This window comes from Floridaenema evergladense BLCC-F167, assembly GCF_041929205.2.
Classification (GTDB): Bacteria; Cyanobacteriota; Cyanobacteriia; order Cyanobacteriales; family Aerosakkonemataceae; genus Floridanema; species Floridanema evergladense.
In genome coordinates this window covers 4,350,178-4,366,868 of sequence record NZ_CM171625.1, presented here as the reverse complement: position 1 = coordinate 4,366,868, position 16,691 = coordinate 4,350,178, and the positions used below count along the sequence as shown (strand labels likewise).

The window sequence follows — 16,691 nt, the reverse complement described above, 5'->3', positions numbered from 1 at the left end:
TATTTTGGTTTCGAGGCACTAATAAATCTGTATTGCCAAAAACAAACACGATTTCAATGTATTACTTTATATAAGCTAACAGTATAAAATCTGTATTGTCAAAGCTTAAATATGGGATTTAGTGGGAATTTTAACTTTTTTAAGTGGGAGAATTGGAGGAAAAAGTAGGATTTAGGTTTTATGCGGGTAAAAAGTGTGATAAAGTGGGATTAGGCAAAAATAATCTCGCTTTAATGATGGACATTGAAGAAGTTTTGAAATGGACTGATGAAGAAGTATTAGCTAAAACGGGAAAGCATCTCGATTCTTTACAAAAATCTATATTAGAAGGTGTTTGGCAACACCAAAATTATGAAGAAATAGCGAAAAATAATCATCGCAGTTACGATCATGTGAAAAAAGAAGCATGGAAATTATGGAAACTTTTATCTGATGTGATTGGAGAAGATGTAAAAAAATCTAATGTTTGCTCTTTGTTAGAACAAGCTGAATTATCTAATATTAGTGTTGTTGATGTTGATAGTGTACAAATAGCAGTGAGTTATGGTAACATAAATATCTGTGATAAAAATACTCGATCGCACTCTCCCCCCCCAACACCCCACACAAAAGATCGATCGCCCATCATCAATCTAACAGAAGCACCAGAAATAACTAACTTTTACGATCGCACCACCGAACTCTCCACCCTGAAACAATGGATATTAGAAGCAAACACTCGCTTAATTACAATATATGGATTAAGTGGAATTGGGAAAAGTACGATCGCCCTGAAACTAATCGAACAAATCCAAACCGAATTCGATTATATTATTTGGCGAACCCTTAACAATCTTCCCACACTTTCCACCCTACAAACTGAACTAAAACAATTCTTTTTCCAACCCCAACAAACCCCATTACCTACAATTATTGATTATTTTCGCACCTCTCGCTGTTTAGTAATTATTGATGATGTGCAGAATATATTTAAAAGCGGTCAAATAGCTGGACAATATTTAACTGATTATGAAGATTATGGCAAATTCTTTAAACAAATAGCCACATCATTTCACTATAGTTGTTTAATCCTCCTCTGTTGGGAAAAACCCAGAGAAATTACCGCATTAGAAGCAGAAAATAGACCTGTACAAACATTACATTTGCAAGGGTTGAGAGAACAAGCAGAAGAAATATTGCGAGAAAAACGATTAACTGATGAAGAAAAATGGTCAGAATTAATTGCAAATTATCAAGGTCATCCTTGCTGGTTAAATATTATAGCCGCAACAATTAACGAACTATTTAACGGTAGCGTTTTCCATTTTTTAGCACAAAATGATGTATATTTAGGTGAGATAGAACCACTGTTAGAAACTCACTTAGAGCGTTTATCCGAATCAGAAAAAACAGTGAGTTATTGGTTAGCAAATCAAGCTGAAGCAGTAGATATTTCCCAAAAACCTGCTAATATTGAATTATCAAAATCTGAAATTTGGCAAGCTATTCAATCATTAGGGCGACGGAGTTTAGTTGAGAGAAAGGAGATGGGAGAGCGATCGTACTTTCAAATCAATTCCATACTCAAACAATACATTCAATCGCAAAAAATATCTAACTACCCACAGTAAATCCGCGTTGCGAACTAAAATAATATGACTTCCACATTGTCGAATGAATAAGTAGTTTTGTGGCGATCGGAAAAGGTGCGTTACCTTGTACTAACGCACCCTACATTTAGGTTCACCTCGCTAGTTAATTTATGTCAGTCTTTGCATTTCTAGCTTTCTTGATTTTGTCGTTGCTTTAGGTACTCGGAAACTGCATCAGCTACATTTTCTTCAGGATTATAAATTCGTGGGTTAGGGTTTTCTGTATGAAGTTTATCAAGATAAGCATGAAGGGCTTTTTCGTCTTCTCGATGTTCTAAAATGTAGGTTCGTAATTCATGCTTAGTCATTGCTTCAAAGTTGGGTTTTGTACTCATACGAATCTCCACTCTCCATTAAGATCAATTTCAATGTTAATTTCTTCCCTGGCTAGAATCACTACGTTGCCAGTACGTTGATCTAGGGTGATTAAATCTATGGAACAGTATTTGCTAGTAAGGTCACAACAAAGCTGAAAACATTTTAATGCCTGTGCTGTAGTTGGCATCTCTCCTCTCTACAATGAGACGTTAAATAATACTCAGATTGCATTTGCATCAGCTAATTTAAGTTTACCTTGTTCTTGTATTCAATATACAGAAATTAAAGCGTTATCTAGAACACTTGTAGAGACGTTGTATCCCTCTTTTGTCACTTTCCGGGTATTCTAAATAAAAGAATGAACAAAGAAAACTCTGAAAGGTAAGTAGAGCAATGGATGTAGAATTACAAATCCTCAAGCATTTGCCAAGAGATGCTCATCCAACAGTTGCGCTTATAGATGAATATTGTGCAGAGTATAAAGACCTGTTTAAGGAAGTAAGAAATTATGAGTGCTTCAAATATTTACATTTGGGAATAATGTCACCAATCAAAAGAAAATCATTACCAGAGATAGCGAAAGTTGTAAGTATAAACTCAGCCCAATCATTACATCATTTTATAGCCAATTCTGATTGGTCGGTAGATAAATTAAAACAAAGAAGATTAGAAAAACTAAAGAAAGCATTAGATGGCAAGAAGATTACAGTGCTTAATTCGGAAAGTGACAGAAGAGGGATAATAGCCATACTTGCTTGTAACATTTCTTTTAATTATTACTTAAAAATTGGTTTTGGGAACAGTTGAAAAATTAATTTATAACTTAAGTAAGAATCTCCAGAAATTTTGTAGAGACGTTATATATAACGTCTCTACATTAATCTATATAATCAACAAAACATGAAATTGTAATCCTGGTTAAAGGTTAACCGCTTTCATGGCGTATTCTGGGTAACGTTCTCCTGAAGCGACATTTTTGGGGGCGATGCGATCGATCATTTCCAACTCTTCTAAAGTTAAAGCAATTCCTTCTGCTGCTGCCACATTTTCTTCTAAATATTTGATTCTTTTTGTCCCCGGAATTGGCACAATATCTTCACCTTGAGCTAACAACCAAGCTAAAGCTAATTGGGAAGGTTGACAACCCTTTGCTTTCGCCAATTCTTCAACCTTTTTTACTAAGTCTAAATTCTTTTGAAAATTCTCTCCTTGGAAGCGAGGCGAATAGCGTCGCCAATCATCTGGTGCTAAGTCATCAATACTTTTAAATACACCAGTTAAAAAACCTCTACCTAAAGGACTATAAGCGACAAAAGCAATTCCTAACTCTCGACAAGTGGGTAAAATTTCATCTTCAGGATCGCGAGTCCAAAGAGAATATTCTGTTTGTAAAGCTGTAATTTGATGCACTGCATTTGCCCGTCGAATTGTTCCCGACGCAGCTTCCGAAAGTCCCAAAAAACGTACTTTTCCCGCTTGCACTAACTCTGCCATTGCACCTACAGTTTCTTCAATTGGCACGTTGGGATCGACTCGATGTTGATAATAAAGATCGATCGCATCGATTCCCAAACGTTGTAAACTAGCATCACAAGCTTGGCGGACATATTCCGGTGTTCCATTCACACCTAAAAAACCTCCATCAGGCGATCGAACATTGCCAAACTTAGTAGCTAAAATCACTTCATCCCGGCGATTTTTAATTGCCCTTCCCACCAATTCTTCATTTTTCCCTACACCATACATATCCGCAGTATCGAGGAAATTTACACCTAAATCTAAGGCGCGATGGATGGTAGCAATTGACTCTTGTTCGTCGCCACCTACATAAAATTCGGACATTCCCATACACCCTAATCCGATGCTGGAAACATTTAAAGAACTGTTGCCTAATTGATGGTATTTCATAGTTCTGGAAATCGCTACTTATTAGAGGCTAACAAAAAAGGATCAGGATTTATGGATTTACTTGATGAACAGGATTAATCAGCAGGATTGATGAACGGGATTAATCGAAAGGATTAATCTAGGAATCTGTAAATCCCGATCGAAAAACTATCAACTCGACCTGTGCGGTTCATAATTCAGTCTCTTGGTAAATTCGTTAAGTAATCTTGAATATTTAGCGTCTTTAGCTTTAATTACGAATCTATTTATTTAGTATGCGTACCATTTTCCAAAAATTAAACAACTAGAGCGTCATCCCTTAGCCATATCAACTAATCTTCTGCAAATTAGGAGAGATTAGCGATCGCTAAATCCAGCGTTTCCGAAAGTAGTTGGCGCTGGGTGTCTGGGATGCCTTGAAAAGCTTCTTCCCGTAATTCTTCAGCAATTGGTGGTAAGACGAACTTCAACTCTCTTCCCGCATCGGTTAGCCAAATTCGCCAAACTCGACGATCTCTGGTATCTCGCTCTCGGCGCACTAGTCCTCGCTGTTCCATGCGATCGAGTACTCCCGTCAAAGTGCCCCCCACCTGTTGCAATTTTTCACCTATGCTAGAAGTCGCTAAGCCGTCCTCTTGCCATAAACAACACAACACAACCCAGTGAAAAGGGGTTAAACCGTAAGGGTCAAGTCGCTCTTGGAATTTACGTGCTAGCAGTTGAGATAGTAGCTTGATTCGGTATCCCATACCGTGCGGTGCTAAAACCTCTTGCCACCCCCTCGATAACTTCTGTTCCACAAATGGAGTAGGCATTTAGCATCCTTAAATTACTTAGTGTGCTTAATTTAAGTATAAGATATATGTACAGGAACGTCAAGTAAGAACTGAGCTTCAGCCAAGTTGATTAATATTTGATAAGATTAAAAAAAAATGGTCTGAGTTACACAAATAACTTAAACTCGAATTAAATAATTTTCACTAAAGCAGGATAAAGATATGAAATTAGCTTCGGTCATCAGAGCAGGAATAACGATCGCGCTCACATTAGCATATTTTAGCCCAGCAGAATCAGTTAATGCTCAAGAGATTGTTAAGAAAGATAAATACGTCAGTCTCAATGACCAAAAAATTAATAATGCTGAGCCAAGAAATAAACAGAGATATGATTACGACCGGGATCGGTACGACCGGGACAGATACGATCGGTACGATCGCGATGGGCGTTCCCAGTACTATGATGAAGTTAACAGATTGTATCGCCAAGTTTTAGGACGGAATGCCGATCGTGAAGGATTAAGAACTTGGTCAAGAGAGTTACAAAGAGGTAGGTCGCTGAGTTATGTGCGCCGGGAATTAGCGTACAGTCAAGAAGCAGAAGCTAAAATTAACGAGATTTATCGGCGAGTTTTGGGAAGAAATGTCGATCGAAATGGTTTAAGAACATGGCAATCAGAATTAGCTAGAGGTAGAAGCTTGCGGGAAGTAGAGCGTTCGATCGAACGCAGTCCAGAAGCCAGAAATAGAAGATAATCAATCAGGCAAAATTAGCCATGAAAGCTAAAAGTTTTAGTGATTTCGTAATAGCTACTTCTGCTTTTTTGGTACTCAGTAATTTAGCAAAACCCGTTCAAGCACTTGACTGTGGTTGGCAAGAACTTCTTTCTCCAATATTAAGAGGTAGCCCAGAACGGCAACGTCAGGGACATTTAGGAAAACTTTCAGACATCGAACAAATTAATCAAATTTACATCGAAGTATTGGGGAGAGAAGTTGATTATCTAGGGTTAATAACTTGGACAAAAGAGTTAGATAGGTACAGGACTATTTGCGACATTCGCCGTGACATTGCTTATAGTCGAGATGCAGAAGCAGCGATTAACCAAATGTATCAAGAAGTGTTAGGTCGCGATGTAGATAAAAAAGGTCTAGAAATTTGGAAAAATGCGTTAGCTAAAGGCACGAGTTTGGCTCGAATTCGGCTATATTTGGAAAAATATCGTCAGGAAATTGAGAGAAAATCTCGCCAAAATCAATCATAATTTGCTTAAACCAAATTCTAAGCCAAGACAGACTCCGGTAAGGAAATTTAAGTCAAGATTTTCGATGCGATCGCTAACTTGATGATAATGAGGATTTCGCATAAAAGCTGTATCCGTAATCATCATCGCTCGATAACCATTATCCCAAAAAGGAGCATGATCGCTCAACCGAGTTTGCCGCAAAGCTTTGCCTTGATTTGGGACTGGCAACCATTCCGCAGGAGTACCGCTTTTGCGGATATTGCGACTCAGTTTAATTAAGTCAGGAATAGTCGTTAAATTACCAATTAAAGCAATAAAATTCCCTGTATTTGGGTAAAACTTTTCTAATCCCGCTGGATAACGTTGAGAGTTAGGCTTATGATTACAATAACCCAACATTTCCAAAGAAATCATCAAGCGCAAAGGTTGATTTTCTTGCTTTAATTTAGCTGCATATTCCTGACTACCGAGTAACCCATATTCTTCCATATCAAAAGCAACTAATCGCACGGGATATTTCAAAGGTTTAGCCGCAAATTCTTTTGCTAATTCCAACAATACAGCCACACCAGTAGCGTTATCATCTGCACCCGGACAATTTGGTACAGCATCATAATGTGCGCCGATTAAAATTGGGGGAGATTGTTTTTGATTGTTAGTTAAAGGTGGTAAATTTAAAATCAAATTTTGGTGAGTTTGCCCTCTAATAGCAAATTCGTGAGTTTCCACTTCTCCCAATTGTTGGAATTGTTCGCGGATATATTGCTGTACGTAAAAATGACCTGCTGATGAGAGGTAAGGATCGCGATCGCGCACAATTTGAGTCAGATGTCCTTCTAATCTTTCTGTTAAACTCATGGGTTACTTCTCCTGATAAATTCCCTCAGATTGGAAATCTGGGGCTACACAAACGAAGTCCGCCTGCGCGGACTTTATTGCTTATTTATAACTGATGGGATTCTAACCAATTGGTTAAATCGGTTGGTTGAGAGAAATCTAATAGTGCTTCTCCTAAATCTTCTAATTGTGCGATCGATAAAGCTTGAATTCTCGCTTGCATTTCGGGAGTAAGCAAACCAATTCGACGGGGAAGCTGACGGATAATCATTGATATTGCTTCTCGTCGTTGTCCTTGTTCTAGAATATCTTGATAAGTGACAGATTCCAGCATAATTTCCTCTCTGAATAGTTGACGAATTAAACTTTTGTCAAAGCGCAAACCTGCAAGGACATATACACAAGCTGCCAGATTTTGCCGTTTCTGGGTTTCTTCAATATTAGCTACTCGATCGGCAACTTGAGCAAGTAAACTTTGGGGTGAATCAGTTTGTGCTAGTGTCGCCAGAGGTAAAAGCGCAGGATTTGCCAAAAGTGGCGCGGGATCTGCTCCCACATTCGGATAATTCGATAACGATGTGAAGTGTTAGCAGCATTAAACTCGTTAGTAAAAGCTGCTTCTGAGGTAGTAGCTTTCAAAAAAATTACCACTTGTTCGACTTCACAACGATACTGGCGATATAGCCTCACCCAGTAATCCAACATCCGAAATGGCAAAGGCGGATCTGATGCTGGTAAAGTTTGAAATTCCAGGTGAAAGATTAAGTTTGAAGATTGCAATAAAGTGAGAAAATCAGCACGAATTGGTTCTTGGCTGAGTTCCGTTTTAAGTACATGGACGCTAGAAGTTTCTGATGGAAATAGCCAACTGATAAATTCATTTGGGTATTGTTCGGCGAGGTATTTACAAAGGTTGTCAGTGTTCAATGGTGAATTAGCTTTTGAAAAAGTTGTTTTAGGGTTTGGTAAGATATTAAAATTAGCATCTAGGGTATGCAAGCGTGGATGAAAAATATCCTAATAATAGTGATGGTAGTGAGTCTCCGCAAAAAAGATGCGAGTATTTTGGTGAGTTCATTTCTCCAGACCCTAAAAGTCCATTGAAAACTTGCGCCTATAGATGTAAGGGATACGGCGCTCTAGCTACTTTCCCTTGGCCAAAAGATAAGCCTTGTCCTCCCTCGTTCGATGGCAACTTTCCTGGACCATAAGTTTGTCAAACAAAAAGGTGGAAATAAAATGTCAGATTTAGAAAAAGGTTTAGCTGCTTTTTACTCCCTAGATTACACTACAGCATTTAGCTTATTAAAACCCTTAGCAGATGAGGGAAATGCAGAAGCGCAATGTACGATCGCAAATATGCACCATTTAGGATTGGGTGTAGAAAGAAATATTTTAGAAGCAATTAAATGGTATATGAAATCGTCGGAGTTAGGTTATGCGATCGCTTCCAACAACTTAGCAGGAATTTATCTTTCTGGTGATGAAGCCATAACAGCAAATCCAATAGAAGCAAATAAATGGTTCCAAAAAGCTCAAGAGCAAGGATTTTTAAATAGTCCTACTTCCAATGACTATTTAAAATTAACAGGTGTTGGATAATTGCGTTTTTTCACTCTTCTTCCTTCACCTGATTTCTCACCCATTCCCGAAACAACCGAATTAAACTTGTTTCTCCCATCGTTTTTCCTAATTCCAAAAACCGCATAATTTCCACTGACGTTAATAGAGGTAAACTCGGAGATCGATCGCACTCAATATACTCCCCATCTTCTAACCGCAAAATCACCAACCGTCCATTATCATAACGCCAAATTTCAGGAACACCTAAAGCTGTATAAATTCCTAATCTATTCATTGAACTACTGGTAATATCAATTTCAATTACTAAATCAGGAGGTGGGTATTCATTTAGATCGATTTGCTCTATGCCTCTAACAATTCGCTCATTTTGAATGTAGTAACATTGATCTGGTTCTAATCCCCTCGCTAAATCTTCCCTTTGGCAAGTTCTCGATCCCAAACTACGAATTTCTATATTTAATTCTTCTGTTGCTGCTTCCACAAACCTACCCATCAGCTTTTTAGAACTTTCATGTGGATCTAACGGTGTCATAATTTCTAATTTACCTCGATCGTAAGTCAAGCGAATTCCTGGTTGTTCTGCACAATCTAGCAACAAATCTTGATATGTTTGCCAGCTAATATTCTCTAGCACAACTCGGTTAGCACTTTTGTCCAAAGTAGTAGTCATCATAGCTATGTAGTTAAAAACGTAATTGCTTAACTGGAAATTATATGATTCTGATTTTAGCTGATTAAACTTAGTCATGCAATTGTTTATATCCTCCTAAAAACACCAACCAAACTACTACAACTAACCAATGAATAATTACTGGCAACCACAGAGAACCACTTTGTAAATAAACAACACTACAAACTATTCCTAAAACTGCCGCAAGTAACAAAAAAATCGGATTAAAAAATGTTTTCCGTCCGGCAGGAAAGAAAGTTACTGCATTCATTGGATGATAAATAATAAAAAGTACTAAACTCAGACTTCCCCAAAACCAGACTGTTGCTGTCGTCACATTTTCTTGGGGATGAGGAAGTAATAAAACTCGAAAAAATAGCTCTTCGGAAATAACAGAGAGCCTGCTATAATACTAAACATTACTTTCTGTGACACTCTCAATTTTTCAAGTTTCAAAAAGTTGCACCATAAACCGATCGGCAAACAAAAGAGAGTTAGTATGAGTAATAATGCCATAGCAATTAACCAAGCCTTAATTGTTGGAAAAGTGAAAAAAGCTACATTAATTCGCCAAACCAGCTTAGCAAGAAGATGTAATAAATCTAAAGAAATCATCAAGGGAATCTCCTAGAACACCAATTCAGTAATCCCAGAAACCGGGTTTCTTTGACTTGGGGTAACAAAATATTGACTGTGCGAGCGAAAGAAACCCGGTTTCTCATCGCCGACGACAATACTGAATCGATGTTCTAGTGGTAAAGTGAGAAATAAAAAGCAATTAACAGATGTAATTTAATATAAACTTAATGGAAAAACAGCCATTACCAGAAAAAGTTAGAGCGCACGTTTTCATCACTGGAACTGTTCATGGAGTCGGTTATCGCCTAGCTACTTGGGACAAAGCAAACCAATGGGGAATCGGTGGTTGGGTGGAAGAAATACCCGATGGACGAGTAGAAGCTGTGTTTGAAGGAAATAAAGAACTTGTCGAAGCAATCATTCGTTGGTGTTACCGAGGCAGTCCTGATGCAGTCGTCAAAACTGTGACTGTTGAATATGAAGAATTAGAGGGATTAAAAGATTTTATTATTAGGCGACCTAGCGAACTTAGTATTAAAAATGAACCGAAAGATATTAAAGTTAAAACTATTAATATCCTCTTATTTGTACATGGTGTAATTCCCCATAATTCTAATTTTTCCGAAACAAAACTGTATGATTTATTTTGGGAACCAGTTAAGAAGCAACATAAACTTTCTGAACGGATTGATGATATTATTTCAGTAAATTGGGGTCATTATTTGACAGATACAGAGGAAGCAAGATTAGATGAAAGGTTGAGTAAAGCAGAAGAATTTATGGCTCAACAACTAAATTTAAGAGCAAAATTACCAAGTATTACTAATAGTAGTTTACAACCTTGGTGGCGATCGCTCCTTCACCCCCTACAAAACCTAGTTTGGACACAAGGAATTGGCGCAGCTATTTACTATAGCGGAATTGAGGGAAAAATTGCCCTACAATTAGCAGCTTACTATCAAATTTTAGAATTTCTCGAAAAATATCGTCATCAAATTGAAAGAATTATATCTAAAAAAGAAACCACAATTAAAATTAGATTACACGCAATTAGTAACGGTTTAGGTACAAGTATTGTTAATGACTTCTTACATGGTTTATTTTCCCCAGAAAATGACCCCGAACAAGCTAAAGAACCAACAATTGCCAACAGTCAAATTTTGGCAGAGGAAAAGCGGGAAACAGTAGAACGCTATTTATTTTGGCGTGTTGCTGCACAGAAAAAACATTTAGAATTAGGATCGATCGTTAGTATGGCATCACAACTTCCCCTTTTATTACTAAGTTCCCAACGAGTAATCAATACCTTTGCCAATCAAGAAACTTTATCAATTGATGAAATTGGCATTCCCGAACAAACTAAAGAAATTATTTGGAAAGTTTTTTATGGTATAGATGATATATCAGCATTTCCCATTAGTCCTCTGTTTGGTAATCATCCAGCAATTGAGGATATTACTATTGAATTGAGTAATAATTACCACAATTATCTCAGTTATTGGGACAATCAAGTAATTCATACTCATGCAGCTGAACTTTTAAATAGAAGAGTTGTAAGTTAAAGAACTATGACAAAAGAATTACCAACAGACCTAATTCGCGTTCATGTGATTGTTTCTGGACTCGTTCAAGGAGTAGGATATCGCTACTCTACCTACAATCAAGCAAAGCAGTTAGGTATAAATGGTTGGGTGCGTAACTTACCCGATGGTCGTGTAGAGGCGGTTTTTGAAGGGAAAAAAGCAGAAGTTGAGCAAATAGTTAGTTGGTGTCATCAAGGAAGCCGTTCAGCTGAAGTAAAAAACGTAGCTATTGAATACGAACAACCCCAAGGTTTAACAAATTTTGAAATTAAAGGACGAGATTGGTAGAGAATAATGTAACTTATTTAACTGATTTTCTTAGTCAAATTAATAATGTATGGAATAGAGTAGTTACTTCACTAATAATTAATTTAAGTTAAGGAAAATATCCGATCGTATTTTTTTGAAACTATGTCTTCAAAAATACCAAATTATTGCTAACTCACTTCAAACTAAAAATACGTGGGTCGATCGCTATTTTGGCATGACCGTAGGGAGTCATCAATGAATAAACTAGAAGAATACTACAAAGTACTAGAACTAGAACCCGGAGCCACCTTAGAAGAAATTCAACAAGGATATAAAGACTTGGCAATGGTATGGCATCCAGACCGTTTTCCCAATCATCCACGCCTGCAACAAAAAGCTCATCGAAAATTACAAGAAATTAACGAAGCTCATCAACACTTACGTTCCCATACCTACACATCCGTTCCCCTCACTTCCCCAATCAATCCTGACCCGCAAAATTCGCCTTCCTGCTCAATTCAGAAAAACGGTAACAACTTTTACCAACAACCAAAAACTCAACCGAAAACTGAAAATAAGCATCGGGATATTGAGGAACGTTTGCAGTTCAGTAAGTTCAACCGCAAAGATATGTTTATGTGGTTAGACTAATAAATATTTTCAGAGAAATTGCGGCAAAATTAGCGATCGCTACTATCAATAAACTTAAATTATGAGTATGCTAAATAATACTGATTCGATCGCCAATAATCAATCATGAATCTGGCATCTCTACTGAGATTAAACCGCACGATTCGTGTCATTGGATTTGATGATGCACCCTTTCAGCGTCGCCGGGGAAGTCACGTAGCCATATCTGGAATTGTCTGCGCCAATACCCGTTTTGAAGGCATGGTTTGGGGAAAAGTCCGACAAGATGGCTGGAACGCTACAGACACAATTTGTAAATTACTTATAGGCAGCAAATTTTTGCCACAATTACACATTTTGCTACTCGATGGTATAGCCTTTGGTGGCTTTAACATCATAGACCTGCCATTACTTTCCCAAAGATTAGCACTTCCTTGTGTTTCCGTCATGCGCCATCTGCCAAACCTAAACGCAATGGAAAACGCTTTGCGTCGTCTTCCACAACCAGAAAAACGCTTGAAAATCTTACAACGTGCAGGTACAATTCATGCCTTTCCACCTTTTTATTTTCAAGTTTGTGGCGAAACTCCAGAAGTTACCTCTGCGGTACTGCAAAAATTAACAGACTGTGGTAACGTCCCAGAAGCACTGCGTCTTGCACATTTAATTGGTGCAGCTGTAATACAAGGTGAAAGCGGAGATCCGCTTAAAATTGCTAATATGTCAGATTTCTTAAAAGTATTTCTCACTATTGTTAAAAAATGTTAAGAAAATCTAACCTCTGAAGAATTAATAATTATTCTAGGCATCTTAGTGTTAGTTAGTTGCATAATTTTAAGGAAGCAATATCAATGAAGAAAGATCTATACTTAATCACATCATAGTAGCATTATTTTTTTGTGTTAAAAAGGAAATTTACTAACATGACCACCAACCAAATTATTACAGATGAAGAAGCTAATTTAACGAATTGTGAAAGGGAACCTATTCATATTCCTGGTTCAATTCAACCTCATGGTATTCTATTAGTATTGCAAGAGCCAGAACTGACTATTTTACAAGTTAGTGAAAACACTAGAGAAATTTTAGGAATTAAAGCGGAAACTTTGCTTGGTAACAACTTGAATGTATTATTGGGTAACTTACAGATCGATCGCCTTAAGCAATGTTTATCTAGTGAAGAAATTCAATCGGTTAATCCTATTAAATTATCTATAGAAACTAGCGGAAACCCTGTAACCTTTGATGGCATAATTCATCGCACAGATAAAAAATTAATCCTAGAATTAGAATTGACAACTTCTATAGAATATATGCCATTTTTCAGTTTTTACCATTATATTAGAACAGCCGCTTCTAGGATTCAAGAATCAGCTAACTTACAGCAACTATGCCAAAACATTGCCACAGAAGTGCGGCATCTTTCTGGCTTTGATAGAGTCATGGTATATAGATTTAGCCCTGAAGGTCATGGAGAAGTAATTGCTGAAGATAAACGAGAAGATTTAACCAGTTATTTAGGATTAAACTACCCAGCTACAGATATTCCAAAACAAGCAAGGAAACTATATTGTTTAAATTGGATTAGATTAATTGCTGATATTAACTATCAACCAATTGCTATTATACCTAATAATAATCCTGTGACTGGTCAACCCATAGATTTGAGTTTTGCTGGATTAAGAAGCGTCTCTCCCTTACATATAAAATATTTGCAAAATATGGGGGTTGGTGCTTCTATGTCCATATCTTTAATCAAAGACCAAAAACTTTGGGGACTTGTCGCTTGTCATCATTATTCACCAAAATTTATTACCTACGAAGCTCGCACAGCTTGCAAATTTTTAGGACAGGTAATGTCCGTTGAACTTTCCTCAAAAGCTGATAACGAAAACTACGATTATCAAATTAAACTAAAATCCCTGATTTCTAGATTCATTGAATATATGTCCAGGGAAAAAAACGTTGTAGATGGGTTACTTAAACACTATCCTAATCTATTAGAATTAGTCAGTGCCGAGGGAGCGGCAATTTGTTTAGAACAAGAATTTAAAGTCATTGGTAAAACTCCGTCATTAACCGATTTAAAAAACTTAGTTGAGTGGCTAAATACTAACTTTAAACAAGATGTTTTTTATACAGATTCCTTAACCAAACATTATCCAGAAGCAGAAAAATATAAGGATGTGGCTAGCGGCTTAATTGGAATTTCCCTGTCCCAAACACAAAATCATTATGTTTTATGTTTTCGACCAGAAGTTTTGCAAACAGTAAATTGGGCAGGTAATCCACACGAACCCGCAGAAGTGACTAAAATTATGGAAGATGGAACTTTACATCTCTCACCTCGCAAATCCTTTGAATTGTGGAAAGAAATCGTTAAATTTAAATCCTTACCTTGGCAATTATGCGAAATAGAAGCTATCCATGAACTGAGAAATGCCATAATTAAAATTGTTTTGCGTCAAGCAGATGAATTGGCTAAATTAAATGCAGCTTTGCAAGAATCGGAAGCTAGAGAACGAGAAAAATCGGCGCAATTAGAACAAGCACTTAAAGAACTTCAGCGTACCCAAACTCAGCTAGTGCAAAGCGAAAAAATGTCAGCTTTGGGACAAATGGTAGCTGGGATTGCTCACGAAATTAATAATCCTATTAACTTTATCTATGGCAATCTCAGTCATGCTGATGAATATACACAAGATTTGCTTGAGCTTCTTAGTTTATATCAAAGATATTTTCCTGCGCCGGGAGAGGAAATTGCGGAAAAGGCAGAACAAGTAGAATTAGAGTTTTTGGTTGAAGATTTGCCTAAACTCTTGGCTTCTATGAAATTGGGAACAGAACGGATTCGGGAAATTGTTTTAGCATTGCGGAACTTCTCTCGACTTGATGAAAGTGAAATGAAGTTTGTCGATATTCATGATGGTATAGATAGCACTTTACTAATCTTGAGCAATCGGTTAAAATCTAGTCCAAATCGGACTGGAATTGATGTAATCAAAGAATATGGTAAATTACCGAAAGTAGACTGCTATGCTGGTCAACTGAATCAGGTATTTATGAATATATTAGCTAATGCTATTGATGCTTTAGAAGAGGGAATAGAAAATCGTTTATTAGTAAATTGGGGAAAAGAAGGTTCTAAGTATTTAGCACCTACGATCGCAATTCGCACCGAAGTAATTGATAGCAATCATGTTAGCATTCGCATTAAAGATAACGGCCCAGGTATTCCTAAAGAAATGCAAAGCCGCTTGTTTGACCCATTTTTTACCACTAAAATTGTCGGCAAAGGTACAGGTATCGGGTTAGCTATTAGTTATGCAGTTGTAGTAGAAAAACACCAAGGTAAACTTACTTGCACTTCGGAAAAAGGCAAGGGAGCAGAATTTATCATTGAGATTCCAATCAAAGCAACTCAAAATATTGATTAAGGTTTGGTTTGTTCATTCTGAGTGCGATCGCAACATTCGTAAAGCTATAGAATACTGGATAGATTACAGGAGTTAGATTATGCCGAAAAGTGCGAGTTACCAAGATTTTTTAATTAAATCTATTCAAAAATCTCAAGATGCTGCTGCTTATATTGAGGCTATTTTAGAAGAAAAAGATCCCGAACCCGAACTACTCCGAAATGCTCTGAGAAATATGGTTGAGGCTAAAGCAAAAATTAATCATCTTTCTCCAACTCTTAAACAACAGCATGAGCAACTTGACAAGATGCTCACAGAAAGTGGCGGTGCAGAAATTTACACTTTTGTGGAATTCTTAGATTCTTTGGGTTTTCAAGTGGGAATTGTACCCAAAGAAAAGTAGTTATTCCCCACAACTCCGCCTGACTTCTTCCACAGTCAAACTAAGTGCTAAAGCTATTTGTTCGATATTCAACCCCATTTCTAACAACTTAGGAATGGCATCTCTACGGGCTTGTTCGGCACTTTCCGCCCTTTGTCGCTCTTGTTCGGCTCGTAAGTGTTCTAATTCCGCTCTTTCTGTACCTGTGAGCAACAAATTTCCTGAATCATCCCACCACCTTAACCAAATTTGATTTTGGTTTTGGTAGTTTCCTTCCCATAATCCTAACTCTACACCTAAAGGAGCGATCGCATAATGACCCCGCTCATTAGGTTCGAGCAATTGATAAAATCCGTCAATCAAACGATAAACTTCTAACTTACTATTAGCAATTTCATAAATGCCATAGTAAGGAATTCGGACAATGCGTTCGTATACCCAAAATTTTCCCGGTTTATTAATTTCTCCAGAATAAGATAAAGGTGTGCGATCGCGCTCTGGTGAACCATCCCCACTAGCAAATTCCAGCGCAATTAATGGTGCCATAAATTCTCGCCACAGCACGTAAGAACGCCGAATTTCACCATTTACTAAAGGTGGAACATTGGGCACGTAAAACCAATCAGGCGCTTCTGCTCCTTTTTCGGGAGGCTCAATTTCTCGCCAATAAATTCCGCAATCTTGCCCGATCGCATATTGTCCATCAGGATGAAGTCGTTGTAAAATTGGGCCTAATGAATCTGTCAGAATAATGCTCTGGGGATGTTCTTGAAAATTTTTTACAAATGTCCCATCTTCTTCCGGTAATTGAGTGTGGTCGGGAAAAGGCGGAGGTAATTCGAGATTAGTAAATATTTCAGTCATAGGTCAGTTGGGGACTGGGGACTGGGGACTGGGGACTG

Annotated in this window: 19 protein-coding genes and 2 pseudogenes; 12 read left to right on the top strand and 9 right to left on the bottom strand. The window is 37.4% G+C overall.

Features of this window, described 5'->3' with window-relative positions; translation table 11 throughout:
• The first annotated feature begins 143 nt into the window (after positions 1-143).
• Positions 144-1,610 carry a helix-turn-helix domain-containing protein gene (locus tag ACE1CA_RS21410; RefSeq protein WP_486517471.1) on the top strand — a complete coding sequence of 489 codons (1,467 nt, stop codon included), beginning with the start codon at positions 144-146 and terminating at the stop codon, positions 1,608-1,610.
• A gap of 149 nt (positions 1,611-1,759) precedes the next feature.
• Here the strand turns inward: ACE1CA_RS21410 and ACE1CA_RS21405 are convergent, their stop codons facing one another.
• Together ACE1CA_RS21405 and ACE1CA_RS21400 are read right to left on the bottom strand one after the other, a co-directional pair.
• The gene (locus ACE1CA_RS21405; RefSeq protein ID WP_413279212.1) at positions 1,760-1,966 is read right to left on the bottom strand and encodes a DUF6887 family protein; all 207 of its coding nucleotides are present in this window, start codon (positions 1,964-1,966) and stop codon (positions 1,760-1,762) included.
• On the bottom strand, positions 1,963-2,136 hold the full coding sequence (locus tag ACE1CA_RS21400) for a DUF6888 family protein (RefSeq protein WP_413279213.1): 174 nt from the start codon (positions 2,134-2,136) through the stop codon (positions 1,963-1,965). Before ACE1CA_RS21400 ends, ACE1CA_RS21405 begins: the two co-directional genes overlap by 4 nt.
• Before the next feature lie 206 nt (positions 2,137-2,342).
• Between ACE1CA_RS21400 and ACE1CA_RS21395 the strand changes: the two are divergent.
• Positions 2,343-2,684 (top strand): annotated as a pseudogene (locus tag ACE1CA_RS21395) (transposase); the annotation flags it as partial.
• A 183-nt stretch (positions 2,685-2,867) separates the two neighbouring features.
• Here the strand turns inward: ACE1CA_RS21395 and ACE1CA_RS21390 are convergent.
• Together ACE1CA_RS21390 and ACE1CA_RS21385 are read right to left on the bottom strand one after the other, a co-directional pair.
• On the bottom strand, positions 2,868-3,857 hold the full coding sequence (locus ACE1CA_RS21390) for an aldo/keto reductase (RefSeq protein WP_413280181.1): 990 nt from the start codon (positions 3,855-3,857) through the stop codon (positions 2,868-2,870).
• A gap of 326 nt (positions 3,858-4,183) precedes the next feature.
• A complete protein-coding gene (locus tag ACE1CA_RS21385) occupies positions 4,184-4,651 on the bottom strand; it encodes a MarR family winged helix-turn-helix transcriptional regulator (protein WP_413280182.1) in 468 nt (155 codons plus the stop codon).
• 183 nt (positions 4,652-4,834) lie between these two features.
• On the opposite strand from ACE1CA_RS21385, the gene ACE1CA_RS21380 reads away from it, so the two are divergent.
• Both ACE1CA_RS21380 and ACE1CA_RS21375 read left to right on the top strand, forming a co-directional pair.
• Complete coding sequence (locus ACE1CA_RS21380; RefSeq protein ID WP_413280183.1) at positions 4,835-5,368, top strand: DUF4214 domain-containing protein; 534 nt, start codon at positions 4,835-4,837, stop codon at positions 5,366-5,368.
• 20 nt (positions 5,369-5,388) lie between these two features.
• A complete protein-coding gene (locus tag ACE1CA_RS21375; RefSeq protein ID WP_413280184.1) occupies positions 5,389-5,877 on the top strand; it encodes a DUF4214 domain-containing protein in 489 nt (162 codons plus the stop codon).
• On the opposite strand, the gene ACE1CA_RS21370 is transcribed toward ACE1CA_RS21375, so the two are convergent.
• Both ACE1CA_RS21370 and ACE1CA_RS21365 read right to left on the bottom strand, forming a co-directional pair.
• Positions 5,872-6,717, bottom strand: a complete 846-nt coding sequence (locus ACE1CA_RS21370) for a M20/M25/M40 family metallo-hydrolase (RefSeq protein ID WP_413280185.1) — start codon at positions 6,715-6,717, stop codon at positions 5,872-5,874. The genes ACE1CA_RS21375 and ACE1CA_RS21370 overlap by 6 nt on opposite strands.
• A gap of 85 nt (positions 6,718-6,802) precedes the next feature.
• Positions 6,803-7,623: pseudogene (locus tag ACE1CA_RS21365) on the bottom strand (Rpn family recombination-promoting nuclease/putative transposase).
• A gap of 312 nt (positions 7,624-7,935) precedes the next feature.
• Here ACE1CA_RS21365 and ACE1CA_RS21360 point away from each other — a divergent pair.
• Entirely contained in the window at positions 7,936-8,298 is a 363-nt protein-coding gene (locus tag ACE1CA_RS21360) for a tetratricopeptide repeat protein (RefSeq protein WP_413280187.1), read from the top strand.
• A 10-nt stretch (positions 8,299-8,308) separates the two neighbouring features.
• Here the strand turns inward: ACE1CA_RS21360 and ACE1CA_RS21355 are convergent, their stop codons facing one another.
• Together ACE1CA_RS21355 and ACE1CA_RS21350 are read right to left on the bottom strand one after the other, a co-directional pair.
• The gene (locus ACE1CA_RS21355; protein WP_459563684.1) at positions 8,309-8,950 is read right to left on the bottom strand and encodes a Uma2 family endonuclease; all 642 of its coding nucleotides are present in this window, start codon (positions 8,948-8,950) and stop codon (positions 8,309-8,311) included.
• 70 nt (positions 8,951-9,020) lie between these two features.
• The gene (locus ACE1CA_RS21350; protein WP_413280189.1) at positions 9,021-9,287 is read right to left on the bottom strand and encodes a CPBP family glutamic-type intramembrane protease; all 267 of its coding nucleotides are present in this window, start codon (positions 9,285-9,287) and stop codon (positions 9,021-9,023) included.
• 162 nt (positions 9,288-9,449) lie between these two features.
• Between ACE1CA_RS21350 and ACE1CA_RS21345 the strand changes: the two genes are divergently transcribed.
• The 7 genes from ACE1CA_RS21345 to ACE1CA_RS21315 all read left to right on the top strand — a co-directional run bounded on the left by ACE1CA_RS21345 (position 9,450) and on the right by ACE1CA_RS21315 (position 15,810).
• Positions 9,450-9,581 (top strand): hypothetical protein, encoded by a 132-nt coding sequence (locus ACE1CA_RS21345; RefSeq protein ID WP_413280190.1) that lies wholly within the window; start codon positions 9,450-9,452, stop codon positions 9,579-9,581.
• A 175-nt stretch (positions 9,582-9,756) separates the two neighbouring features.
• Positions 9,757-11,091, top strand: a complete 1,335-nt coding sequence (locus ACE1CA_RS21340; RefSeq protein WP_413280191.1) for an acylphosphatase — start codon at positions 9,757-9,759, stop codon at positions 11,089-11,091.
• Positions 11,092-11,097: 6 nt separating this feature from the next.
• Positions 11,098-11,400, top strand: a complete 303-nt coding sequence (locus ACE1CA_RS21335) for an acylphosphatase (RefSeq protein ID WP_413280192.1) — start codon at positions 11,098-11,100, stop codon at positions 11,398-11,400.
• A gap of 216 nt (positions 11,401-11,616) precedes the next feature.
• Positions 11,617-12,012 (top strand): J domain-containing protein, encoded by a 396-nt coding sequence (locus tag ACE1CA_RS21330; RefSeq protein ID WP_413280193.1) that lies wholly within the window; start codon positions 11,617-11,619, stop codon positions 12,010-12,012.
• Between the two features lie 105 nt (positions 12,013-12,117).
• The gene (locus ACE1CA_RS21325) at positions 12,118-12,759 is read left to right on the top strand and encodes an endonuclease dU (protein ID WP_486517470.1); all 642 of its coding nucleotides are present in this window, start codon (positions 12,118-12,120) and stop codon (positions 12,757-12,759) included.
• A gap of 155 nt (positions 12,760-12,914) precedes the next feature.
• A complete protein-coding gene (locus ACE1CA_RS21320) occupies positions 12,915-15,428 on the top strand; it encodes an ATP-binding protein (RefSeq protein WP_413280195.1) in 2,514 nt (837 codons plus the stop codon).
• A 79-nt stretch (positions 15,429-15,507) separates the two neighbouring features.
• Entirely contained in the window at positions 15,508-15,810 is a 303-nt protein-coding gene (locus ACE1CA_RS21315) for a helix-turn-helix domain-containing transcriptional regulator (RefSeq protein WP_413280196.1), read from the top strand.
• On the opposite strand, the gene ACE1CA_RS21310 is transcribed toward ACE1CA_RS21315, so the two are convergent.
• A complete protein-coding gene (locus tag ACE1CA_RS21310; RefSeq protein ID WP_413280197.1) occupies positions 15,811-16,653 on the bottom strand; it encodes a Uma2 family endonuclease in 843 nt (280 codons plus the stop codon).
• Between the last annotated feature and the right edge of the window lie 38 nt (positions 16,654-16,691).